The organism is Mycobacterium sp. NGS54 (genome assembly GCF_059812465.1).
In genome coordinates this window covers 93,176-114,670 of record NZ_JCALCS010000002.1, presented here as the reverse complement: position 1 = coordinate 114,670, position 21,495 = coordinate 93,176, and the positions used below count along the sequence as shown (strand labels likewise).

Genomic DNA, 21,495 nt, shown 5'->3' with positions numbered 1-21,495 from the left:
GCCGTTGACCGTTCTGGTCGTCACCGGCACCGGCACCGGGGTGGGCAAGACGGTCGTCACCGCGGCGCTGGCCTGCCACGCCCGTCAGGCGGGCATCGACGTGGCGGTATGCAAACCGGTCCAGACCGGCACCGACGCCGGCGACGACGATCTCGCCGAGGTGGGCCGGCTGTCGGGGGTGACCGAACTCGCCGGCCTGGCGCGGTATCCGCTGCCTCTGGCCCCCGCCGCCGCGGCCGAGCAGGCGGGAATGTCGCTGCCCGCCGGCGAGGAGGTGTTGCGGCTCATCCGCGACTTGGACCGCCCGGGGCGGCTGACGCTGGTCGAGGGCGCGGGCGGCCTGCTGGTCGAACTCGCCGAGCCCGGCGTCACGCTGCGCGACCTCGCCGTCGGGCTGGACGCCGCGGCGCTGGTCGTCGTCAGCGCGGAGCTGGGCACCCTCAACCACACCGCGCTGACACTGGAATCCCTTGCTGCCCAACGAGTTCCGTGCGCGGGCCTGGCCATCGGGAGCTGGCCGGCTCGGCCCGGCCTGGCGGAGGAGTCGAACCGGTCGGCGCTGGAGAAGCTGGCCCCGGTGCGGGCCGCGCTGCCCGCCGGCGCGGCATCCGCTCCCGACTTCGCGGCTATGAGTGCCGGGGCATTCGACCGCGACTGGGTGAGCCCGCTGGTGCGCTGATGGTCCATTCCATCGAGCTGGTCTTCGACCCCGACACCGAGGAGGCCGTTCGCGGCATCTGGCGGGCGTTGGCCGCCGCCGGGATCCCCAGCCAGGCGCCGGCCAGCCGGCCGCACGTGACGCTGGCCGTCGCCGAACGCATCGACCCCGGGGTCGACGCGCTGCTAAGTCCGGTCGCCCACCGGCTTCCGCTGGATGCCGCGATCGGCGCACCGGTGCTGTTCGGGCGGGCGAACGTCGTCTTCGCGCGGCTGATCGTGCCCACGCGCGAACTGCTGGCCCTGCACGCCGAGGTGCACCGGCTGTGCGGTCCGCACCTGGAGCCGGCGCCGATGTCCAACAGCCTGCCCGGTCAGTGGACCGCGCACGTCACGCTGGCCCGCCGCGTCGGCGGGCACCAGTTGGGGCGGGCGCTGCGCATCGCGGGCCGCCCGTCCCAGGTCGACGGCCGCTTCGCCGGCCTGCGCCGCTGGGACGGCGGCAAGAAGGCCGAACACCCGATCGTCGGCTAACCGCCGAATAGCAGATATAGGCCGGTGAACGTGTAGCCGACCATGACCAGCATCATGGTGAGCTGCCCGGTGAGCTGATGGCCGGCCGGCAGCAGCCGAAGCGCCCTGTCGTGCGCGGCGACCACCGCCACGATGTGGCCGGTCACCACGGACGCCACCTTGATCCCGGCGAGCACCGGGGGATGCGCCGACAGCACGTAGACGACGTGAAAATGGGCCAGCCCCAACAGGTTCCAGCCGCGGCCGAGCGGATCGGCCAGCGCGATCACGGCCTGCTGGCCGCGCTCGACGAGGTAGGACAGGTAGTGCGCGAAGATGTAGCCCACCACGATCGGGATCAGCGAATGCGCCATCCGGCCCGGCAGCGCGCGGCGCTGCTCGCGGTCGATGCCGCCGGCGGCCCGCGCCGCGAGCGAAAACGTCACCGCCACAACGGAAATGAACGCGATTAGCCCCACGGTGCGCAGCACCGACGACGACAGCGTCGGCGGCAGGCCGAAGCTCCGGGAGATTCCGTCGGCGAACCCGCGCCACGTCGGCGACGACGAGAAACTGTCGAACGCCGTCGACCCGAGCAGCACCGCCAGCAGCACCACCACGCCGGGGCGGACGGGCAGCGACGGCAGGTGGTCGAGCGGATTTCCGACGACGATCTTGCCGGTGGCCGGGTTGCGGCGAAACGGGCAGAGGCGGGAAACCGCCATGCTGTACACGCCGAACGGGTCGGCCCGGGCCAGCCAGCGCTGCCCGCACAGCCACGCCCCGCCGAGCATCAGCGCGGCATAGATCGCCAGCCAGGCCCGCACCAGCGGCAGCGACGCCGAGTTGGGGCTGGCCAGCTCCACCCACACGAAGGCGAACAGGCCCAGCGCCGCGGGGCGATAGCCCCAACCGTCGGGATAGGACCGCCGCGGCCGACCGAGTCGCGCCGGCGTCACGCGCCGCAGCAGCACATACAACGTGCGCATCGGTGAGATCACCCGCCAGACCGGCCCGACGAGCAACGACAGCGCCACCAGCCCGACCCACAGCAGCACGTAGAACGCCCCGAGCAGGGCGTTGGACTCCGACTGCGGGCCCCACACCCCGGCTAGCACCACCCACACCGCGAACGCCAGCGCCAGCCCGGCGGCCGTCCAGCGGGTGGCCCGGGCGTCGACGAAGGAGGTCAGCGCCGACGGCAGCGGTCGGCCGGGCTTCCCCGGATCAAATCGCGGCCGCCGCCACGCGAACGCCACCAGCGCGAAGGTGAAGGTCAGCGCCCACGCGGCCCCTACCATCGCGTACAGGTACGGCACCGGAAGGTCGCCCGACCCGCCCAGACCGTGCGCGAGCACCGCGGTCGCGACGCTGGCACTCACGGCTGGACTTGGATGGTCGCGATCGTGCGGTCCAGGTGGTGCAGCTCGACCTCGACGCTGCCGGGGACGTCGACGCTGAACTGAAAGGTTTGGCCGGGCGCCGCCGCGACCGGGAACTTGTGATCGGGCGTCGAGTGCACGTGCAGCTCGTCGATGGCGTCGCTGTTGACCCGCAGGGTGATCTGCTGGTGGACCTTGGCCGCCACGGTGGCGTTGGTCGGAGTGACCTGGCCCTTGGCGATGGTGACGTCGATGACCGGGGCCGTGGCGGGGGACTGGGTGTGCGAACCGCCGCAGGCGACCAGTGCGCACGCCAGCGCGGCCGCCCACGCTACGACGAGGGCGCTGCGAACCGTCATCACGCTACGCAGCCCTGGGAGCCCCTGGCACGGGGTGCCTTTCCTCGACCGGCTCCGGCGATTCCTGCGCGTTGTTCAGCCGGCCGGCACCCCACGTCAGCGCGCTGATCACCATCAGGGTCAGGATCAGCACCACGATCCCGCCGGCGGTGAACAGCCAGGCCGGTGCGCTCTGGTCGCGTTCGCGCTGCAGGATCGTGACCTCCAGGACGAACGGCCGCTCGCTTTGCGCCAGCGCCGGTACCTCGGGTGCTGGAATGGCGTCGTCCGCCGGCTCCCAGATCGGCACGGCCGTCATCGTGCGGCCGTCCTGCACCCGCAGCAGCGTCTTCCACTCTCCCCATACGGGAACCGGCTGGGTGGACCGATAGTGCCCCGGACCGACCTTCTCCAGGCGGTCGATCATCAGGCCGCGGTTGTTCTCCATTCGCCCCTGCCAGGACAGGATCGTCAGCCAGTCCGGATGGTCGCTGACGAACGGCGGCGTGAGCTGCACATCCGCCGACACCATCCGCCGCCCCGGCTGGCTGGGCTGATCGGTCAGCGTGACGGTGGCGGTGTTTTGGCTCGGCACCAAGATGTGCAGGCCGTTCGCCACCGCACCGCCGATCACCAACACGGTCAACACCACCGCGGCGATGCCTATCCCGCGGCCCGGGAGCCGCTGTCCGATGAGCACCATCCCGAACATCGCCCCGCACACCCCGGTCAGCACGGCCACCGGCACCGACATCGCCAGCGCCTCGCCCCACATCCTCGTCGGCCAGGGGTAGTGGTACACCGCGCCGATCCACAGCGACTCCAACCACAGCCCGACGGTCGCCACGCCGAGGCCGCAGACGGCACCAAAAGCGATGGGGCGCTTGAGGAGCGGGGTCAGGGCCACCAGCTCGACGACCAGCGCCGGACCCAGGTACAGCGGGAACCAGTTGATCGGCGCGCCCAGAATGGGGCCGACCACCAACGCGACCAGGCCCCGCAGCGCGATGGCGAACAAGGCCCCGATGACCGCGCCGCCGCGCCCCATGGTCAGGCGGGCGGCCACCGCCGCCAGCGCGGACGCCGCGGCGATCAGCATCGGCTGGAACACCAGCCGGAATTGTGGGACGCCGAAGTCGAACTCGATCTGATAGACGGACAGGCCGATGAACAGGCCGCCGAAGGACAGGTAGCGCAGGAACGTGATGAACGGGCCGTGGAAGACCTCGGCGCCCTCTTGGGCCTCGCCCTCACGCTCCAGCATCAGCACCGCGAAAAGGGAGAAGCAGGCGCCGCCGATCATCATCAAATGCGTTGGGCCCCAAAGTGTCACGTCCTGCCCGAAGATGCGGTGCCAGATGTCGTCGAGTGGAAACCCGATCATCGCGTACAGCCCGCAGCCCGCCATCAGCACGCCACCCACCGGCGCGTACCAGTTACGCGTGATGCGCAGTGCCGCGGGGCCGGGCTTGTCGAACGGCAGCACGACCGCCAGCATGCCCGCGACAAAGATCCCGAACAGCCCGATGATGATGAAGTAGTGCGCAGGGTTCGCCAGCGGGCCGGGGTCGCGGCCATTGCCGATGTGCCAGCTGACATCCCAGATGAAGCCGAAGAGGGCGCAAATGATGAACGTGGTGAAGACCAGCACCGGTAGGGCGACCCAGTTGGGGCGGTGGAACTTTTCGCCCATCTTGTCGGCGATCCGGGTCAACCATTCGATGCGGTGGGTGCGGTGCGCATATCCGATCCACAGCATGGCCGCGCCGATCACCACGGCGGCGATCGACAGCCCGATCACCTGGTTGAGGCCGGCGCCGCGCGCCGGCGCCTCGGCCACAAAAGTGAGTTCCGCCGATTTCATCGTCAAACCCTCCTGCACCCCGGCCTGGCGAGCTGTGATGCAACTCGCAGGATCCGGAATGCCCCGATCGAAGGCTCGTCAATCACGCTTTGGGTCGGCGGCGTCGCTTTGCTGGTTCGCGTCCGAGCCGGCACCGCGGCGGCGGTCTTTCAGCGCGACGTACAGGATCACCGCGACGACGACGATCGCCGGCAGGAACGCCGGGATCGCCAGCAGCAGCATGTGGTGGGCGACGTAAACGACCTGCGGATCGGTCTGCGGATAGGTCACCGTTCAGACATACCCCGGCGGTGCCCATGTGCCTCGTTTTTTCGGGGGCCGTTACCCTACTTTGAACACCGATTTATTCAGGCTGCCGCGACGACGTGGCAGGTGCGGGTGCGCGCACGCAAAAGATGCAGGGGAGTACCTGGTGACTCAAGCGGCAACTCGGCCGACGACCGACGCCGACGACTCGAACGACGACATCCTCGCGGTGGCCCGCCGGCAGGTGCTTCAGGGCGGCCAGGGCCTGACCCGGGACCAGGTGCTGTGGGTGCTGCAGCTGCCTGACGACCGCCTCGAGGAGCTGTTGGCCCTGGCCCATGAGGTGCGGATGCGCTGGTGCGGCCCCGAGGTCGAGGTCGAGGGCATCATCAGCCTCAAGACCGGCGGGTGCCCGGAGGATTGCCACTTCTGCTCCCAGTCCGGGCTGTTCTCGTCCCCGGTGCGCAGCGCGCGCCTCGACATCCCCAGCCTGGTCGAGGCGGCCAAGCAGACCGCCAAGTCCGGCGCCACCGAGTTCTGCATCGTCGCCGCGGTGCGCGGCCCCGACGAGCGGTTGATGACGCAGGTGGCGGCCGGCATCGAGGCGATCCGCGACGAGGTGGAGATCAACATCGCCTGCTCGCTGGGGATGCTGAGCGCCGGGCAGGTGGAGCAGCTCTCCGCGATGGGCGTGCACCGCTACAACCACAACCTGGAGACCGCTCGCTCGTTCTTCCCCAACGTCGTGACGACCCACACCTGGGAAGAGCGCTGGGAGACGCTGTCGATGGTGCGCGACGCCGGCATGGAAGTGTGCTGCGGCGGCATCCTCGGCATGGGCGAAACCCTGGAGCAGCGGGCGGAATTCGCGGCCGACCTGGCCGAACTCGGCCCCGACGAGGTGCCGTTGAACTTCCTCAACCCGCGGCCGGGCACGCCGTTCGGCGACCTGGAGGTGCTGCCGGTCAGCGAGGCGTTGAAGTCGGTCGCCGCGTTCCGGCTGGCGTTGCCGCGCACGATGCTGCGTTTTGCCGGCGGCCGCGAGATCACCCTCGGTGACCTCGGCGCCAAGCAGGGCATCCTGGGCGGCATCAACGCGGTCATCGTCGGGAACTACCTGACCACGCTCGGGCGCCCCGCCGAAGCGGACCTGGAACTGCTCGAGGATCTGCAGATGCCGATCAAGGCGCTGAACGCCAGCCTGTAAGAAACTTGAAGACGTGGTTCGGGATCTAGGCGCCCCGGTCGGCGCCGGCGTCTACAACGTCTACACCGGGGAATTGGCGGGCACGGCCGTGCCGACGGCCGCCCAGCTGGGGCTCGAGCCGCCCCGGTTCTGCGCGCAGTGCGGACGCCGGATGGTGGTCCAGGTTCGGCCCGACGGGTGGCGAGCGCAGTGCGCGCGGCATGGAGAGGTGGACTCGGCGGACATGGAGGCCCAGCGGTGACCGAGTACGCCGAGCCGGCGCCCATGCAGCCCGTCGGCGTTCCCCGCCGCGCGCGGGTGCGCGCGGTCGTCGCCGTGGCGCTTGGGTTGGCCGCGACCGGGCTGGTGATTGGTGGGCTGTGGGCCTGGATCGCTCCGCCGATTCGCGCGGTGGTGGCGATCACGCGGGCCGGCGAGCGGGTCCACGACTACCTCGGCACCGAATCGGAGCACTTCTTCATCGCGCCGGCCCTGTTGCTGGGCCTGTTGACGGCGCTGGCGGTGGTGGGAGCGGTGCTGGTGTGGCAGCGGCGCGAGCACCGCGGACCCGCGATGGTCGTCGGGCTGTCGGTCGGCATGGTGGTCGCCGCCGCGGTGGCCGCGGGGGCGGGCGCGCTGCTGGTTCGGCTGCGCTACGGCGCACTGAACTTCGACGCCGTCCCGCTGTCGGGCAGCCCCTCGGTCGCTTACGTGACCCAGGCGCCGCCGGTGTTCTTCGCCCTCGATGTGCCGCAGGTGGCGGTCACCCTGATGTGGCCCGCCGGAGTCGCCGCGCTGGTGTACGCCCTGCTCGCGGCCGCCGACGCCCGCGACGACCTGGGCGGCCTTCCGGTGACCGGTAGGCCTGCAGGCGGGGTGCCGATGGAGCCCGAGGCCCCGGAGGCCGCCGTCTCGTAGCGGCCTTACAGGGGACGGTGCGGGATCTTGCGGCCGGTGATGACCTTGGCCGCGATCTTGACCAGCCGCGCCATGCCCACGTAGGTCATCGGGTTGAACATCGTCGGCCACGTCGTCCGGATCAGATGCTCAGTCAGCGGCCGGCCGGCGAACCGGTCGGTGAGCCAGCGCAGCGTCATCGGCGCGGACAGCGGGTGCAGGCACATGTGTTCGTTGAACGCGTCCCGGTGGTAGGTGACCCGGGCGCCGCCGGCCGAATAGGCGTCGGCGAGATTGTCGATGTCGTGCACATCGATCAGGTAGTCGTGCACCGCCTGCACGATCAGCACCGGCGGCGTCGGCACTGCCGCGCCCAGCTTGATGCTGTCGAAGACGTACGTGATCTCCGGGGTGGACAGGATGTCTTCGAGCGGCTCGTCGAGGTAGTCGCCCATGTTCTTGCCGGCCATCCTCAGGACCGCTTCCACGGTCGTCATCTCCTGCAAGGAGTCGAGCAGGGCGCGGCCCTCCTCGTTGGTGTGCTCCTTGATCACCCGGTCCAGGTCGGGATAGACCTTGGCGAGCGCGGCCACCACCAGCGCGGGCAGGCCGGCCAGGAAGCTCCCGTTGAGCCTGCGGAACGTGTGGCCGAGGTCGCCGACGGGCGAGCCCAGCACCGCGCCGACGATGTCCAGGTCGGGGGCGTACTCGCCGCACATTTCCGCGGCCCACGCGCTGGCCAGGCCGCCGCCGGAGTAGCCCCACAGGCCGATCGGCGCCGACGGCGCCAGCCCGAGCCGGTCGGAGCTCAGGGCGGCACGGATGCCGTCCAGCACGCGGTAACCGGGCTCGTACGGCGCGCCCCACGAGCCGTGGAGGCCTTCGTGGTCGGGCACCGACACGGCCCAGCCCTCGGCGACGGCGGCGGTGATCAGCAGGAACTCGAACTGGCTGATCGATCCGAGGGCCTTCGCGCGGCGCCTCAGCGCATAGGACGGAAAGCAGCGGGAGGTCATCGCGTCGATCGCGCACTGGTAGGACAACACCGGGCAGGTCTGCCCGGGAGCCAGCTCGGCGGGGACGATCACGGTGGTCGCCGTCGCCTCGGCCTCGCCGTTCATGTTCATCGTGCGGTAGAGCAGCTGCACGGCCTTGACGGGCTGCGGGATCAGACCGAGAAACGCCAGCTCGACGTCGCGCGAGCGCAGCACCGTCCCCGGCTCGGCGTGCTGGTAGCCGGGCGGGGGCTGGTAGAACGGGTCGTCCGAGGGCAGCAGCGGCCGGACCTTGCGCTGCAGCTCCTCGTGCTGTGGCCGCCCGATCCACTGAGCGCCCTGCGTCCCCGCGAGATTGCCGAGCTCAACCATTCGCAGATCCCTCCTTGGCCAACCGGCATTCTCGCGCATGAACGGGCGGTGGCCAAAACGTAATCGCCGCGTTGTGAGCCAGTTCTCGTGGTCCCCCCAGCTCACGGGCGAGGGTGTTCCGCCCAATGTACCGGCGTGTCGGGGGCGGCCGCTGGCTACAGCTGGCCGGGCGGCCGAAACGCGGCGAATTCGTCGGTGACCCGCAGCTGGGAGTCGGTGAAGTGGTACAGCGCCGCCGGGCGCCCCCCGCTGCGGCCTGACTGCGCGATGGTGCCGGTCTGGCTGATGACCCCGCGCCTGGCCAGCACCCGCTGCAGGTTCGTCGCGTCGACCTGGTAGCCCAGCGCGGCGCCGTAGATGTCGCGCAGCGTGGAAAGCGCGAATTCCCTTGGTGCCAAGGCGAACCCGATGTTGGTGTAGGACATCTTGGCGACCAGCCTGGTCTGGGCGTGGGCCACCATCGGGCCGTGATCGAACGCCATCGGCGGCAGCGAATTCACCGGGTGCCAGCGAGTGTCCGGCGGCAGCTCGGGGGTGGCGGGGGAGGGCACCAGGCCCAGGAACGTCGACGCGATCACCCGCGCACCGGGCACCCGGAGTGGGTCGGAAAACACAGCGAGCTGCTCCAAGTGAGCCAGCTCTCGTAGGTCGACCTTTTCGGCCAGCTGGCGGCGAACGGAGGTGGTCAGGTCCTCGTCGTTGCGCAGCCGTCCGCCCGGCAGCGACCAGGCACCTTTCTGCGGATCCCTGGCACGCTGCCATAACAGCACGTTCAACTGCGGTTTTTCTCTGCGCGTAGCGCCCGTTACCTGACGAACCTGAAACACGACGGCGAGCACCTCGTGTTCAGTGCTAGTATGGCGCATGTTTTCGATTCTAAGTCGAAAACCTCCCGGGACGAAAGGAACCGCTGTGACGGTTTCGATTGGCATGGACACGCTCGCGGACGACATGAGTGCCCGCATCACCGATACCGCCGCCGGGTACGCCGGCCTGGACGGGGACGAGCAGTGGGCCGCCGAGGTTCGCCGGCTGGCCACGCTTCGCGGCGCCACGCTGCTTGCGCACAACTACCAGCTGCCCGCCATCCAGGACGTCGCCGACCATGTGGGCGACTCACTGGCGCTGTCGCGGATCGCGGCCGACGCGCCCGAGGACACCATCGTGTTCTGCGGGGTGCACTTCATGGCCGAGACCGCCAAGATCCTCAGCCCGGACAAGACCGTGCTCATCCCGGACCAGCGGGCCGGCTGCTCGCTGGCCGATTCCATCACCCCTGACGAGCTGCGCGCGTGGAAGGACGAGCACCCCGGCGCCGTCGTCGTCTCCTACGTCAACACCACCGCCGCGGTGAAGGCCCTAACCGACATCTGCTGCACGTCGTCCAACGCGGTCGAGGTCGTCGAGTCCATCGACCCCGACCGCGAGGTGCTGTTCTGCCCGGACCAGTTCCTCGGCGCCCACGTCCGGCGCGTGACGGGCCGTAAGAACCTGCACGTGTGGGCCGGGGAATGCCACGTGCACGCCGGCATCAACGGCGACGAGCTCTCCGAGCAGGCGCGGGCGAACCCCGACGCCGAGCTGTACGTGCACCCCGAATGCGGCTGCGCCACTTCGGCTTTGTACCTCGCCGGCGAGGGCGCCTTCCCGGCCGAGCGGGTGAAGATCCTGTCCACCGGCGGCATGCTCGAGGCCGCCCACGAGACCCACGCCCGCAAGGTCCTGGTCGCCACCGAGGTCGGCATGCTGCACCAATTGCGTCGGGCCGCACCGCAAGTCGACTTCCGCGCGGTCAACGACCGAGCCTCCTGCAAATACATGAAGATGATCACCCCCGCCGCGCTGCTGCGCTGCCTGGTCGAAGGGGCCGACGAAGTCCACGTCGACCCCGACATCGCGGCGGCGGGCCGGCGCAGCGTGCAGCGCATGATCGAGATCGGGCAGCCGGGCGGCGGCGAATGATCACCCGCCCGGACTGGACCCACTCCGCCGACGTCGTCGTAATCGGCACCGGCGTCGGTGGTTTGGCCGCGGCGCTGGCGGCCCATCGCGCCGGCCGCAGCGTCGTCGTGCTGAGCAAGGCCGACCGGGCGAAGGGCGGTACCGCGACGCACTACGCGCAGGGCGGCATCGCGGTGGTCCTGCCGGACAACCCGGAAAACCCAGACTCCGCCGAGGCCCACGTCGCCGATACCCTGGCCGCCGGCGCCGGCCTGTGCGATCCCGACGCGGTGTACTCCATTGTCGCCGACGGGTACCGGGCGGTGTCCGAATTGGTCGGTGACGGAGCGCGATTCGACGAAGCCGTCCCCGGCCGCTGGGACGTGACGCGCGAGGGCGGGCACTCCCGGCGGCGCATCGTGCACGCCGGTGGCGACGCCACCGGCGCCGAGGTGCAGCGCGCGCTCGACCACGCCGCGGCCAGGCTGGACATCCGCGCCGGCCATGTGGCCCTGCGGGTGTTGCGCAACGACGACACCGTCACCGGGGTCCTGCTGGGCGGCGTGGACGGCTACGGAATCATCAACGCGCCCTCGGTGATTCTCGCGTCCGGCGGCCTCGGGCACCTCTACGGGGCGACCACCAATCCCGACGGCTCCACCGGCGACGGCATCGCGCTGGCGCTGTGGGCCGGCGTGCCGGTCAGCGACCTCGAGTTCATCCAGTTCCACCCGACGATGCTTTACGGCGGCGGCGGCGGACGGCGCCCGCTGGTCACCGAGGCGATCCGGGGCGAGGGCGCGATACTGCTTGATTCGCAAGGCAATTCGGTCACGGCCGGCGTCCACCCGCTGGGCGACCTGGCCCCCCGCGACGTCGTCGCGGCGGCCATCGACGCGCGGCTGCGGGAGACCGGCGACCCGTGCGTCTTCCTCGACGCGCGCGGCATCGCGGGCTTCGAGGCGCGGTTCCCGACGGTCACCGCGGCGTGCCGGGAGGCCGGGATCGACCCCGTCCGTCAAGCCATCCCGGTCGTCCCCGGCGCGCACTACAGCTGCGGCGGCGTGGTCACCGACGTGCACGGGCGGACGGAGTTGCCCGGGCTCTTCGCCGCGGGCGAGGTGGGCCGCACCGGGATGCACGGCGCGAACCGCCTGGCGTCCAACAGCCTGCTCGAGGGGCTGGTGGTGGGCGGGCGCGCCGGGAAGGCCGCGGCCGCGCACGCGGCGGCCAGCGGGCGCATCCGCGCGCTCGCGCCCGAGCCCGTCGAGCACACCGCCACCCCGCGCGGCGACCTGCACCGGGCAATGAGCCGGGACGCCTCGGTGGTGCGCGACGCCGCCGGGCTGAACCGGTTGTCCGACAAGCTGTCCGGGGCGCCGGTCCGCGACATCGCCGGACGACGCGATTTCGAGGACGTCGCGCTGACGCTGACCGCCCGGGCGGTGACCGCGGGGGCCTTGGCGCGCAACGAAAGCCGCGGCTGCCACCACCGCGCGGAGTACCCGGACGCCGCGCCCGAACAAGCCCGCAGCAGCGTGCTCCGGCTGGCCGACGACCAGAACTCGGTGCTGGTGGAGGCGCTGGCGGCGGTGGGATGACGATGCTGTCTGACGGCGAACTCGACACCGCCCGCGACCTGATCCGGCGAGCGCTGGACGAGGATCTGCGCTACGGCCCCGACGTCACCACCCAGGCCACGGTCCCCGCCGGCGCGGTGGTCACTGCTTCGATGGTGCCCCGCGAGCCGGGCGTGATCGCCGGCGTGGACGTCGCGTTGCTGGTCCTCGACGAGGTGCTCGGCGCCGGCGGCTATCAAGTGCTCGATCGCGTCGAGGACGGCGCGCGGCTGCGCCCGGGCGATCCGCTGTTGACGGTCAAGGCGGAGACCCGCGGCCTGTTGACCGCGGAGCGGACCGCGTTGAACCTCATCTGCCACCTGTCGGGAATCGCCACCGCGACTTCGGCCTGGGTCGACGCGGTGCACGGCACCAAGGCCAAGGTCCGCGACACCCGAAAGACCCTGCCGGGCCTGCGTGCCCTGCAAAAATACGCGGTGCGCGTCGGCGGCGGCGTCAACCACCGGCTGGGGCTGGGCGACGCGGCGCTGATCAAGGACAACCACGTCGCGGCCGCCGGGTCCGTGGTCGAGGCGCTGCGCGCGGTGCGCGAAGCCGCCCCCAACCTGCCGTGCGAAGTCGAGGTGGATTCGCTCGAGCAGCTGGACGAGGTGCTGCCCGAGAAGCCCGAGCTGATCCTGCTGGACAACTTCCCGGTGTGGCAGACGCAGATCGCCGTGCAGCGCCGCGACACCCGGGCGCCCGCCGTGCTGCTCGAATCCTCCGGCGGCCTAAGCCTGGAGAACGCGGCGACCTACGCCGCGACCGGCGTGGACTACCTGGCCGTCGGCGCGCTGACCCACTCGGTGCGCGTGCTCGACATCGGCCTGGACATGTAGGGCCGCTTCATCCGGCCGCGAAAGTGCCAGTTGCGCGCTCAGGCGATGTCGCCGACGAACACCCCGACCCGACCCAGCTGCGCGCGGACCATCCGCGGCAGACCCTCGCCGTCGGAACCGGCGGGCAGGATCCGGGGGTTGGTGATGTGCACGACGCGGTTGCGGCTGTACTGCACGTCCGCCTCGCCGGCGGCCAGCACGTTCTTGACCCAGTTCGTCTTGCCATGGGCCAACGCGATCGCCAGCACGTTGCCCTTGCGGTAGGGGGTGATGATCGTCTCGTACTCCTTGCCGGAGGTGCGACCGCGGTGCTTGATGGTCGCGGTCCCTGGCAGAAAACGCGCGATCGGCTTGACCGCCGGGTTGAAGTATTTGATCTGGAAGCGCTCGAACCAGACCGGGAATACCATCGGGACGCCCGGGGCGTTGTTCGGGTGATCCTTCGTGGACATTGCGGCTCCTTGCCGAAACTCTGCGGGTCTCGTATCGCCTTTCATGCGCACTGTAGCGGCCGGCGACGCCCGCCGGGAAACCCGCTTCACCCGCCATTCGGACCGAGGCCCGGCACAAGCCCTTTTCGGGTAGCAGCAACGATGAAAACGGGTGGCTACGCACCGAACTGCGTGCTTGCGGGTTTAGCGTCCAGTCCATGGTCAGTGGTGGTGCGCAGGGGTAGGGCGGTGTTTGCGGACGAACCGCAGAGCAACGCGCTTGATGAAGCCGTCCTGGGTCGGGGGCTGGTCGCGGCATACCAGCGTGTGGTGGCGTTGCCCAGCGAGACGGTCGTCGGCTACGAAGCGTTGGCCCGCTGGCCGGCTCTGCCCGACGCAGCGCCGGTTGACCTATTCGCTCACGCGGCCAGAACGGGCCGCTTAGATCATCTGGACCATGCGTGTGTCCGTGCCGCGGTGCAGGGGGCACTGAAAGGCCGGTCCACCCCCGGAATGCTGTTGCTGGTCAACACCGAACCGGTAACCACGCATGTCAATCCGGCTGACGACCTTGATTTCATGCGCGCCGCCGCCTGGTTTCGTCTGACGTTCGAGCTCACCGAACGGGGTCTGTTGACCAATCCTCGGGCACTTCTTCGCAAGGTCGCGGCCCTGCGCTCGCTGGGATTCGCGATCGCGCTCGACGACATCGGGGCGCATCCGGACTCGTTGGCTTTGCTCGACGTGGTGGCGCCGGAGATCTTGAAGCTGGACATGGGAGTTGTGCAACGCCAACCCGATCGGATGCAGGCCCGCACGGTCGCGGCGATCACCGCGCACCATGAGCGGACGGGCGCGGTCATCTGCGCGGAGGGTATCGAGACCGACGCCCATCTGGAACGGGCGTTGGCATATGGCGCCACGCTGGGGCAGGGGATCCGGTTCGGCGTGCCCGGGGAGCTATCGGTGGCCCCGTCGGCGTTCTCCAACCAGATGCCGACGACGTACCCGCCGGCGGGTGCCCATGCCTCAACGTTCGACCTGGCGACGACGGTGCGGAATACTCGGACCGTTCGTGAGCAGATTTTGGTCGAGCTGTTCGGGCATGTCGAACACGTCGCGGTCAGCGCGGAAAGCCCTCCGATCGTCTTGAGGACGATGCAATCGAGTGATGACCTGAGTGAGGCAACGAAACGACGGCTTTCGGCTATTGCCGAAAGGTCGGCGCTGGTAGCGGTTTTCGCCGAGAACCCACCCGCCGATCTGGGGCCGCGGGTAAGGCGGGTGACGCTCGATCACGCTGATCCATTGTCGGGTGAGTCCACCATCCTGGCGCTCGGCCCCGACACCGCGGCGGCGGTAATCGCGCGTGAAAAACGCTGTGATTCAGGATATTCCGATGAGAGTGAAGTCCGTCGTTTCGACATGGCAATCACCTTCGACCGCGCACACGTGACGGCGGCGGCGCGGGATCTGCTGAGCCGCCTGATCTGAGTTTCGAACGTCAGTCATGACTTTCGGCGGTTCAAGGCAGGATCTCGCGCCGTCGCGCCTCGGATATCGATTCGCCGCGTGTGGTCACACCGAGCTTGACGTAGATGCTCTTGAGATACCACTTGACGGTGTTGATGGTCACTCCGACACTGCGGGCGATCTGTTTGTTCGCAAGTCCGGCCTCCACCAGGCGCAGGATTTCCACTTCGCGGGCGTTGAGCGGTTCCTCCGGCAGAGGACCGCGACCGGTGGCGCGGCCGATCACTGGAATCGCTGCTCTTGAGACGTCGGCTTGGGCGGTGCTGAGCAACCGCGACAGGTAGTCGAACGGAACTTCGGGTAAGCCGGCCGGCCAGCGACCGGTTCGGCCGGCTTCGCGGAGGCCGACCACAACGTCCAACACCTCCGGACCGGCGTCGATGACGGTGCGCATGATGCCGGACTGCGCGCCCACCACTAATCCGGGCACAAGTGTTTCAATCGCGGCATGGGTGTCCCCGCTAAGGGAAAGCACCCTGGCGAGCTCGATGGTGCTGTTGATCTCGGCGTAACGCCATCCGCTGGAACTGCTTTCGCGCTTGATCGTGGAAATCAGTTCGTGGGCGGCGCCGTAGTCGCGCTGGGCGCCCAGGATCCGTGCGTGCATTCCGAGTTGGTAGTGACGCGTTGCCATTGCGATGCCGTCCATGCCCGACGCGATATCCGCCAGATGGGGCCTCAGAGTGTCTTGGGCGCGGTCCGTGTCGCCGACCCCCAGGTACAGACGCACGCGTTCGTAGTCGAGGGCCGCGGACAACCGGGGTAGCGAAAGGCGTTGCGCCGCCTGATCGCCTTCATCGAGCAAGGAAAGGGCGCCATCGACGTCCCCTTTTAGCACTTTGATGCGGGCCAGCCTGGTGTAGGTCGCGATCATGAATTCCGCTACGCCGCTTTCGGCCCCGAGTTCATGGCATTCTGTCAATAGCCGTTCGGCTGTTTCGATTTCGCCGCGTTCGTAACAGACGGTGCCCAGCAGCGACCCCGCCAATCGGGCCGCGTGAGAATGGCGGCCGGCCACGCGCTGCGCCAGAGCCAGGCCCCCGGCGTAGTGGTCTTCGGCGGCGCGCATATCGAGCTGAGATCCGGCGGCCAGGCCGGCAAAGCATCGCCCGTAGACGCCGACAAAGGGTCCGCTGGCCGTGTCGTGAAAGCCCTTCGCCCAGCGTTGGAGTGACAACGCGTTCTCGTGACCGAACGTGTGAATGTCGACGAACGTGTGGATGTTCGCCGACACCGCTACCAGAAAGGGCCGGCAGCGTTGATGATTCGCGATGCACGGAGTGACCAGGGCGACGGCTCGGTCGATGCGGTCGCGGTAAACGTCGGTGCAGGCCTGCACAACGTCGGCCTCACCGAGGATTTCGGCGCTGGTTGCATCGGTACTCGCAAGCAGGGCTGTGCGCACGTGGTCGAGTGCGATCTCGGCCTCCTCGGCCCGCTGCAGCAGGCAGTTGGCCCACGCGATGGCGATCTGCAGGCCTGGCCGTCCAAACACCAAGTTGCCGGGTAATTTGTCCACCAACCCGAGCAGGCTGCCCATGCGGCTGTGTTCGACCAGATACATGGCCTGCCGTTCCACCAGATCTACCGCATCGGCGTCATCACCGGCGGCCAGCGCGTGAGTCACTGCCTCGCTCAGCAGCCCGTGATCGGCAAACCACGCCGAGGCCGCCCTGTGTAGGCCCTTGATTTGGTCGGCGTGGTCGCGTTCCAGCCGCTGTCGCAGGTATCCACCGAATAGGTGGTGATAGCGAAACCACTCACGGTCGTCATCGAGCGGTAGCAAAAACATGTCCCGGCGTTCGAGTTCTTCGAGGATGGCTTGCCCCCGAAGCTGGCCGCTGACTGCGGCGGCCAGGCCACCGCACAGGCGGTCACAGATCGAGGTGGTCAGCAAAAATCTCAGCAGTTCGTCGGGCAACGCGTCGAGCACGTTTTCGGCCAGGTAATCGCCGATGGAGTGGTGGCGCCCGGAGAAGCCGCCGACCAGCGCAGACGCGTCCGAGGCGTTGCGCAATGACAGGCTGGCCAGCTGTAGGGCCGCGATCCAGCCGTCGGTGTTGCACCACAGGCGGTGCACATCGTCATCGCTGAGCTCGAGCGCATTGAGGTCCAGAAGGAATTCGGCGGATTCCCTCTCGTCGAAACGCAGCTGTGCTGCGTCAATTTCGACGACCTGGTTACGCACTTGGAGTTTGCCGATCGCCGGTGCGCGGGTTCGGCTGGTGACGATCAACTGCAGGTTGTCCGGGCCGGAGTTGAACAGGAATTCCAGCGCTCCCATCGCGTCGGAGCCATCGACCAGGTGCCAGTCATCGAGCACGATCGCGACTGGGCGCGGGCATTCGGCGAGTTGATTGACGAGCTCGGCCAGCACGTAGCGCCGCGCATTGTCGGACTGCTGCTCCAGCAGATTTCCCAGATCCGCGCCGACACTAGGTTCTACCCGCCGCACGGCCTCGACAAGGTGCCCGAGAAAGCAGACGACGTCCCTGTCGTCGCCGTCCAGGCTCACCCATGCCGCGGGCACGCCCTCCGAACTCAACTCCTGTTGCCATTGCATCGCGAGGGTGGTTTTGCCGTACCCGGCCGGTGCGTGGATCAACGTCAGCCGCTTGGCGCGGCCGGCCCGCATCAGGTCGATGAGCCGGCTCCGGGTGACCAGCCTCCCAAAATTGGTCGGTGGCTGAACCCTCGTGGACACGATGCGCAGCCTTGCGTGCTCGGTTGCATCCAATTCGCACTGCCTTCGGGGGGGCCATGCCCGGCCGCTTCGCCCACGTCAGCGCTGCGAACGAGCGTTTCAGTCACCAAATGTTTAATCGAAGTGGTTATTTAATGCCAGGAGAAACCGCGTTGGGTGGCCATTGACACAATCCGGCATCCGGCCTCGACGGATGGCCGCGAACCCCCGAGAGCTAATCCGGTTGCTCCCATCAGGGACAATGGTCTACGTGAACACGATCGCCCGCATTGACCTGCGCGGCGCGGAGCTGACGGCCGCCCGGCTGCGGGCGGCGCTGCCGCGCGGCGGGGCCGACGTGGACAGCGTGCTGCCCACGGTGCGCCCCATCGTGGAGGCCGTCGCGGAGCGCGGGGCCGAGGCGGCGCTGGAATACGGCGCGTCCTTCGACGGGGTGCGGCCCCCGGCCGTCCGGGTGCCGGGCGCGGCACTCGACAAGGCGCTGGCGGATCTCGTACCGGCGGTAGCCGAGGCGCTGCGGGTCATGATCGAGCGCACCCGCGCCGTGCACGCCGACCAGCGCCGCGCCGACGTCACCACGACGCTCGGCCCCGGCGCGACGGTCACCGAGCGGTGGGTGCCCGTCGAGCGGGTGGGCCTGTACGTGCCCGGCGGCAACGCGGTGTATCCGTCCAGCGTGGTGATGAACGTGGTGCCGGCGCAGGCCGCCGGGGTCGGCTCGCTGGTGGTGGCCAGCCCGCCGCAGGCGGCGTCGCAAGGCCAGTTCCATGGCCTGCCGCACCCGACGATCCTGGCCGCGGCCCGGCTGCTCGGCGTCGACGAGGTGTGGGCCGTCGGCGGCGCGCAGGCGGTCGCGCTGCTGGCCTACGGCGGCACCGACACCGACGGCTCGGACCTCGCGCCGGTCGACATGATCACCGGGCCCGGCAACATCTACGTCACCGCCGCCAAGCGGCTGTGCCGGTCCCGGGTGGGCATCGACGCCGAGGCGGGGCCGACGGAGATCGCCATCCTCGCCGACCACACGGCCGACCCCGCGCACGTGGCCGCCGACCTGATCAGCCAGGCCGAGCACGACGAGATGGCGGGCAGCGTGTTGGTGACCCCCAGCGAAAGCCTGGCCGCCGCCACCGACGTCGAGCTGGCCGCCCAGCTGCAAACCACCGTGCACCGCGAACGGGTGACGGCCGCGCTCGGCGGGCCCCAGTCGGCGATCATCCTGGTCGACGACCTGGACGCCGGCGTCAAGGTGGTCAACGCCTACGCCGCCGAGCACCTGGAGATTCAGACCGCCGACGCGGCAGCGGTCGCGGGCCGAATACGTTCGGCCGGAGCAATTTTCGTCGGCCCGTACGCGCCGGTGAGCCTCGGCGACTACTGCGCCGGGTCCAACCACGTGCTGCCCACCGGGGGCAGCGCGCGGCATTCCAGCGGCCTGTCGGTACAGACGTTCCTGCGCGGCATCCACGTCGTCGACTACACCGAGGCGGCGCTGAAAGACGTGTCCGGACACGTGGTCGTGCTGGCCGAGGCCGAGGACCTGCCGTCGCACGGCGAGGCGGTCCGGCGAAGGTTCGAGCGATGACCGAACGCGACAAGCCCACGCTGGACGACCTGCCGCTGCGCGACGACCTGCGCGGCAAATCGCCGTACGGGGCGCCGCAATTGGCGGTTCCGGTGCGGCTGAACACCAACGAGAACCCGCACCCGCCCACCCAGGCGCTGGTCGACGACGTGGTGCGGTCGGTGCGCGAGGCCGCCGCCGACCTGCACCGCTACCCCGACCGCGACGCGCTCGCGCTGCGCCGCGACCTGGCCGCGTACCTAAGTGCCCAGACCGGGACCCCGCTCGATGTCGAAAACCTCTGGGCCGCCAACGGTTCCAACGAGATCCTGCAGCAGCTGCTGCAGGCGTTCGGCGGGCCGGGGCGCAGTGCGATCGGGTTCGTCCCGTCCTACTCGATGCACCCGATCATCGCCGGCGGCACCCGCACCGAGTGGCTCGAGGCGGCGCGCGCCGACGACTTCGGCCTCGATGTGGATGCCGCCGTCGCCGCCGTCGTCGAACGCCGGCCCGACGTGGTGTTCGTCGCCAGCCCCAACAACCCGACCGGGCAAAGCGTTTCACTGGCCGACCTGCGGCGGCTGCTCGACGTCGTGCCGGGCATCCTGATCGTCGACGAGGCCTATGGCGAGTTCTCGTCGCAGCCCAGCGCGGTGGCGCTGGTCGAGGAGTATCCGACCAAGCTCGTCGTCACCCGCACCATGAGCAAGGCATTCGCGTTCGCCGGCGGGCGGCTCGGGTACCTGATCGCCACGCCGGCGATGATCGACGCGATGCTGCTGGTGCGGCTGCCGTATCACCTTTCGTCGGTCACCCAGGCCGCGGCCCGCGCCGCGCTGCGGCACGCCGACGACACCCTGGGCAGCGTGGCCACCCTGATCGCCGAGCGGGAGCGCGTCACAACGGCGTTGAGCGGCATGGGTTTTCGGGTGGTCCCGAGCGACGCGAACTTCGTGCTGTTCGGCGAATTCGCCGACGCGCCGGCCGCCTGGCAGCGCTACCTGGAAGCCGGCGTCCTGATTCGCGACGTCGGGATCCCCGGCTACCTGCGCGCCACAACGGGCCTGGCCGAGGAGAACGACGCCTTCCTGCGGGCCAGCGCCCAGATCGCGGCCACCGAACTGGCCCCAGCCACCTCAGTAGGAGCCCCGTGAGCACCGAAACACGCCGCGCCCGGATTGAACGGCGCACCAAGGAATCCGACATCGTCGTCGAGCTCGACCTCGACGGCACCGGACAGGTCGACGTCGACACCGGCGTGCCGTTCTACGACCACATGCTGACAGCGCTGGGCAGCCACGCCAGCTTCGACCTGACCGTGCGCACCAAGGGCGACGTCGAGATCGAGGGCCACCACACCATCGAGGACACCGCCATCGCGCTGGGCCAGGCGCTCGGGCAGGCGCTGGGCGACAAGAAGGGCATCCGCCGCTTCGGGGACGCCTTCATCCCGATGGACGAGGCGCTGGCCCACGCCGCGGTCGACGTCTCCGGGCGGCCGTACTGCGTGCACACCGGCGAGCCGGATCACCTGCAGCACACCACGATCACCGGCAGCTCGGTGCCGTATCACACCGTCGTCAACCGGCACGTGTTCGAAACGCTGGCCTCCAACGCCCGCATCGCGCTGCACGTGCGCGTCCTGCACGGCCGCGACCCGCACCACATCACCGAGGCCGAATACAAGGCGGTGGCCCGCGCGCTGCGTCAGGCGGTCGAACGCGATCCCCGGGTGTCGGGTGTGCCGTCCACCAAAGGTGTTCTGTGACCAGATCTGTTGTGGTGCTCGACTACGGCTCGGGCAACCTGCGGTCGGCGCAACGCGCGCTGCAGCGGGTCGGTGCGTCGGTCGAGGTGACCGCGGACCCGGCGGCCGCGGCGGCCGCCGACGGGCTGGTGGTGCCGGGGGTCGGCGCGTTCGAGGCGTGCATGACGGGCCTGCGGAAAGTCGGGGGAGACCGCATCATCGCCGAGCGGGTGGCCGCCGGGCGCCCGGTGCTGGGCGTCTGTGTGGGCATGCAGATCCTGTTCGCCCGCGGCGTGGAATTCGGGGTGGAGACCAAGGGCTGCGGGCAGTGGCCGGGGGCGGTCACCCGGCTGGACGCCCCGGTGATCCCGCACATGGGCTGGAACGTGGTGGATCCCGCGCCCGGCAGCGCGCTGTTCAGGGGGCTGGCCCCCGGCGCGCGGTTCTACTTCGTGCACTCCTATGCCGCGCAGCGGTGGGAGGGTTCGCCGGAGGCCATGCTGACGTGGGCGACCCACCAGGTGCCGTTCCTGGCCGCGGTCGAGGACGGGCCGCTGGCCGCCACCCAATTCCACCCCGAGAAGAGTGGCGACGCCGGCGCAGCGGTGCTGAGCAATTGGGTTGAGGGACTGTGAACAACTTCGCGAGAGCGCCACTGGCGACGCAA

The 21,495-nt window shown here is 69.6% G+C and carries 21 protein-coding genes; 13 read left to right on the top strand and 8 right to left on the bottom strand.

Annotated features, from left to right (window positions below):
• The first annotated feature begins 4 nt into the window (after positions 1-4).
• Together bioD and AC5Y5E_RS05430 are read left to right on the top strand one after the other, a co-directional pair.
• Positions 5-679 carry a dethiobiotin synthase gene (gene bioD, locus AC5Y5E_RS05435; protein WP_499901968.1) on the top strand — a complete coding sequence of 225 codons (675 nt, stop codon included), beginning with the start codon at positions 5-7 and terminating at the stop codon, positions 677-679.
• Positions 679-1,191, top strand: a complete 513-nt coding sequence (locus AC5Y5E_RS05430) for a 2'-5' RNA ligase family protein (protein ID WP_499901967.1) — start codon at positions 679-681, stop codon at positions 1,189-1,191. Before bioD ends, AC5Y5E_RS05430 begins: the two co-directional genes overlap by 1 nt.
• Here AC5Y5E_RS05430 and AC5Y5E_RS05425 read toward each other — a convergent pair.
• The 4 genes from AC5Y5E_RS05425 to AC5Y5E_RS05410 all read right to left on the bottom strand — a co-directional run bounded on the left by AC5Y5E_RS05425 (position 1,188) and on the right by AC5Y5E_RS05410 (position 5,024).
• The gene (locus AC5Y5E_RS05425) at positions 1,188-2,552 is read right to left on the bottom strand and encodes a hypothetical protein (protein ID WP_499901966.1); all 1,365 of its coding nucleotides are present in this window, start codon (positions 2,550-2,552) and stop codon (positions 1,188-1,190) included. The two genes, AC5Y5E_RS05430 and AC5Y5E_RS05425, sit on opposite strands and share 4 nt — an antisense overlap.
• Positions 2,549-2,911, bottom strand: coding sequence for a hypothetical protein (locus tag AC5Y5E_RS05420; protein ID WP_499901965.1), 363 nt, complete (start codon positions 2,909-2,911; stop codon positions 2,549-2,551). Before AC5Y5E_RS05420 ends, AC5Y5E_RS05425 begins: the two co-directional genes overlap by 4 nt.
• Before the next feature lie 4 nt (positions 2,912-2,915).
• The gene (locus AC5Y5E_RS05415; RefSeq protein WP_499901964.1) at positions 2,916-4,754 is read right to left on the bottom strand and encodes a hypothetical protein; all 1,839 of its coding nucleotides are present in this window, start codon (positions 4,752-4,754) and stop codon (positions 2,916-2,918) included.
• Positions 4,755-4,832: 78 nt separating this feature from the next.
• On the bottom strand, positions 4,833-5,024 hold the full coding sequence (locus AC5Y5E_RS05410) for a hypothetical protein (protein ID WP_499902642.1): 192 nt from the start codon (positions 5,022-5,024) through the stop codon (positions 4,833-4,835).
• Positions 5,025-5,166: 142 nt separating this feature from the next.
• Here AC5Y5E_RS05410 and bioB point away from each other — a divergent pair, with 142 nt between their 5' ends.
• The 3 genes from bioB to AC5Y5E_RS05395 are packed head-to-tail and all read left to right on the top strand — an operon-like array spanning position 5,167 to position 7,104.
• The gene (gene bioB / locus AC5Y5E_RS05405; RefSeq protein WP_499901963.1) at positions 5,167-6,207 is read left to right on the top strand and encodes a biotin synthase BioB; all 1,041 of its coding nucleotides are present in this window, start codon (positions 5,167-5,169) and stop codon (positions 6,205-6,207) included.
• Positions 6,208-6,220: 13 nt separating this feature from the next.
• Positions 6,221-6,448 carry a biotin synthase auxiliary protein BsaP gene (gene bsaP, locus AC5Y5E_RS05400; protein ID WP_499901962.1) on the top strand — a complete coding sequence of 76 codons (228 nt, stop codon included), beginning with the start codon at positions 6,221-6,223 and terminating at the stop codon, positions 6,446-6,448.
• A gap of 23 nt (positions 6,449-6,471) precedes the next feature.
• Positions 6,472-7,104 carry a DUF2567 domain-containing protein gene (locus AC5Y5E_RS05395; RefSeq protein WP_499902610.1) on the top strand — a complete coding sequence of 211 codons (633 nt, stop codon included), beginning with the start codon at positions 6,472-6,474 and terminating at the stop codon, positions 7,102-7,104.
• Positions 7,105-7,109: 5 nt separating this feature from the next.
• On the opposite strand, the gene AC5Y5E_RS05390 is transcribed toward AC5Y5E_RS05395, so the two are convergent.
• Together AC5Y5E_RS05390 and AC5Y5E_RS05385 are read right to left on the bottom strand one after the other, a co-directional pair.
• A complete protein-coding gene (locus AC5Y5E_RS05390) occupies positions 7,110-8,450 on the bottom strand; it encodes a lipase family protein (protein WP_499901961.1) in 1,341 nt (446 codons plus the stop codon).
• 155 nt (positions 8,451-8,605) lie between these two features.
• Positions 8,606-9,316 (bottom strand): NUDIX hydrolase, encoded by a 711-nt coding sequence (locus AC5Y5E_RS05385; protein WP_499901960.1) that lies wholly within the window; start codon positions 9,314-9,316, stop codon positions 8,606-8,608.
• A gap of 64 nt (positions 9,317-9,380) precedes the next feature.
• Here AC5Y5E_RS05385 and nadA point away from each other — a divergent pair, with 64 nt between their 5' ends.
• Genes nadA through nadC form a run of 3 tightly spaced genes read left to right on the top strand, consistent with a single transcriptional unit; the run spans position 9,381 to position 12,849 of the window.
• Positions 9,381-10,412 (top strand): quinolinate synthase NadA, encoded by a 1,032-nt coding sequence (gene nadA / locus AC5Y5E_RS05380; protein ID WP_499902609.1) that lies wholly within the window; start codon positions 9,381-9,383, stop codon positions 10,410-10,412.
• Entirely contained in the window at positions 10,409-11,992 is a 1,584-nt protein-coding gene (locus AC5Y5E_RS05375) for an L-aspartate oxidase (RefSeq protein ID WP_499901959.1), read from the top strand. Before nadA ends, AC5Y5E_RS05375 begins: the two co-directional genes overlap by 4 nt.
• Entirely contained in the window at positions 11,989-12,849 is an 861-nt protein-coding gene (gene nadC / locus AC5Y5E_RS05370) for a carboxylating nicotinate-nucleotide diphosphorylase (protein ID WP_499901958.1), read from the top strand. The genes AC5Y5E_RS05375 and nadC overlap by 4 nt, the downstream gene beginning before the upstream one ends.
• Before the next feature lie 38 nt (positions 12,850-12,887).
• Here nadC and AC5Y5E_RS05365 read toward each other — a convergent pair whose 3' ends face one another.
• Positions 12,888-13,301, bottom strand: coding sequence for a nitroreductase family deazaflavin-dependent oxidoreductase (locus AC5Y5E_RS05365; RefSeq protein ID WP_499901957.1), 414 nt, complete (start codon positions 13,299-13,301; stop codon positions 12,888-12,890).
• 228 nt (positions 13,302-13,529) lie between these two features.
• Here AC5Y5E_RS05365 and AC5Y5E_RS05360 point away from each other — a divergent pair, with 228 nt between their 5' ends.
• Positions 13,530-14,774, top strand: a complete 1,245-nt coding sequence (locus tag AC5Y5E_RS05360) for a sensor domain-containing phosphodiesterase (protein WP_499901956.1) — start codon at positions 13,530-13,532, stop codon at positions 14,772-14,774.
• A gap of 31 nt (positions 14,775-14,805) precedes the next feature.
• On the opposite strand, the gene AC5Y5E_RS05355 is transcribed toward AC5Y5E_RS05360, so the two are convergent.
• On the bottom strand, positions 14,806-17,517 hold the full coding sequence (locus tag AC5Y5E_RS05355; protein WP_499901955.1) for a winged helix-turn-helix domain-containing protein: 2,712 nt from the start codon (positions 17,515-17,517) through the stop codon (positions 14,806-14,808).
• Positions 17,518-17,776: 259 nt separating this feature from the next.
• Here AC5Y5E_RS05355 and hisD point away from each other — a divergent pair, with 259 nt between their 5' ends.
• From hisD to hisH, 4 genes are read left to right on the top strand one after another with little or no spacing between them, the layout of a single operon-like run.
• Positions 17,777-19,102: a histidinol dehydrogenase gene (hisD, locus tag AC5Y5E_RS05350; RefSeq protein ID WP_499902608.1), complete on the top strand. Its 1,326-nt coding sequence runs from the start codon at positions 17,777-17,779 to the stop codon at positions 19,100-19,102.
• Entirely contained in the window at positions 19,099-20,235 is a 1,137-nt protein-coding gene (locus tag AC5Y5E_RS05345; RefSeq protein ID WP_499901954.1) for a histidinol-phosphate transaminase, read from the top strand. The genes hisD and AC5Y5E_RS05345 overlap by 4 nt, the downstream gene beginning before the upstream one ends.
• Entirely contained in the window at positions 20,232-20,849 is a 618-nt protein-coding gene (hisB, locus tag AC5Y5E_RS05340) for an imidazoleglycerol-phosphate dehydratase HisB (protein WP_499901953.1), read from the top strand. The genes AC5Y5E_RS05345 and hisB overlap by 4 nt, the downstream gene beginning before the upstream one ends.
• A complete protein-coding gene (gene hisH / locus AC5Y5E_RS05335) occupies positions 20,846-21,463 on the top strand; it encodes an imidazole glycerol phosphate synthase subunit HisH (RefSeq protein ID WP_499901952.1) in 618 nt (205 codons plus the stop codon). The genes hisB and hisH overlap by 4 nt, the downstream gene beginning before the upstream one ends.
• Positions 21,464-21,495 lie beyond the last annotated feature (32 nt).

Coding starts and splice junctions, on each gene's coding strand:
- AC5Y5E_RS05430 (WP_499901967.1), top strand. CDS start 679: ATGGTCCATTCCATCGAGCTGGTCTTCGACCCCGACACCGAGGAGGCC.
- AC5Y5E_RS05420 (WP_499901965.1), bottom strand. CDS start 2,911: ATGACGGTTCGCAGCGCCCTCGTCGTAGCGTGGGCGGCCGCGCTGGCG.
- AC5Y5E_RS05415 (WP_499901964.1), bottom strand. CDS start 4,754: ATGAAATCGGCGGAACTCACTTTTGTGGCCGAGGCGCCGGCGCGCGGC.
- AC5Y5E_RS05395 (WP_499902610.1), top strand. CDS start 6,472: ATGCAGCCCGTCGGCGTTCCCCGCCGCGCGCGGGTGCGCGCGGTCGTC.
- AC5Y5E_RS05390 (WP_499901961.1), bottom strand. CDS start 8,450: ATGGTTGAGCTCGGCAATCTCGCGGGGACGCAGGGCGCTCAGTGGATC.
- AC5Y5E_RS05385 (WP_499901960.1), bottom strand. CDS start 9,316: ATGCGCCATACTAGCACTGAACACGAGGTGCTCGCCGTCGTGTTTCAG.
- nadA (WP_499902609.1), top strand. CDS start 9,381: ATGGACACGCTCGCGGACGACATGAGTGCCCGCATCACCGATACCGCC.
- AC5Y5E_RS05375 (WP_499901959.1), top strand. CDS start 10,409: ATGATCACCCGCCCGGACTGGACCCACTCCGCCGACGTCGTCGTAATC.
- nadC (WP_499901958.1), top strand. CDS start 11,989: ATGACGATGCTGTCTGACGGCGAACTCGACACCGCCCGCGACCTGATC.
- AC5Y5E_RS05365 (WP_499901957.1), bottom strand. CDS start 13,301: ATGTCCACGAAGGATCACCCGAACAACGCCCCGGGCGTCCCGATGGTA.
- AC5Y5E_RS05345 (WP_499901954.1), top strand. CDS start 19,099: ATGACCGAACGCGACAAGCCCACGCTGGACGACCTGCCGCTGCGCGAC.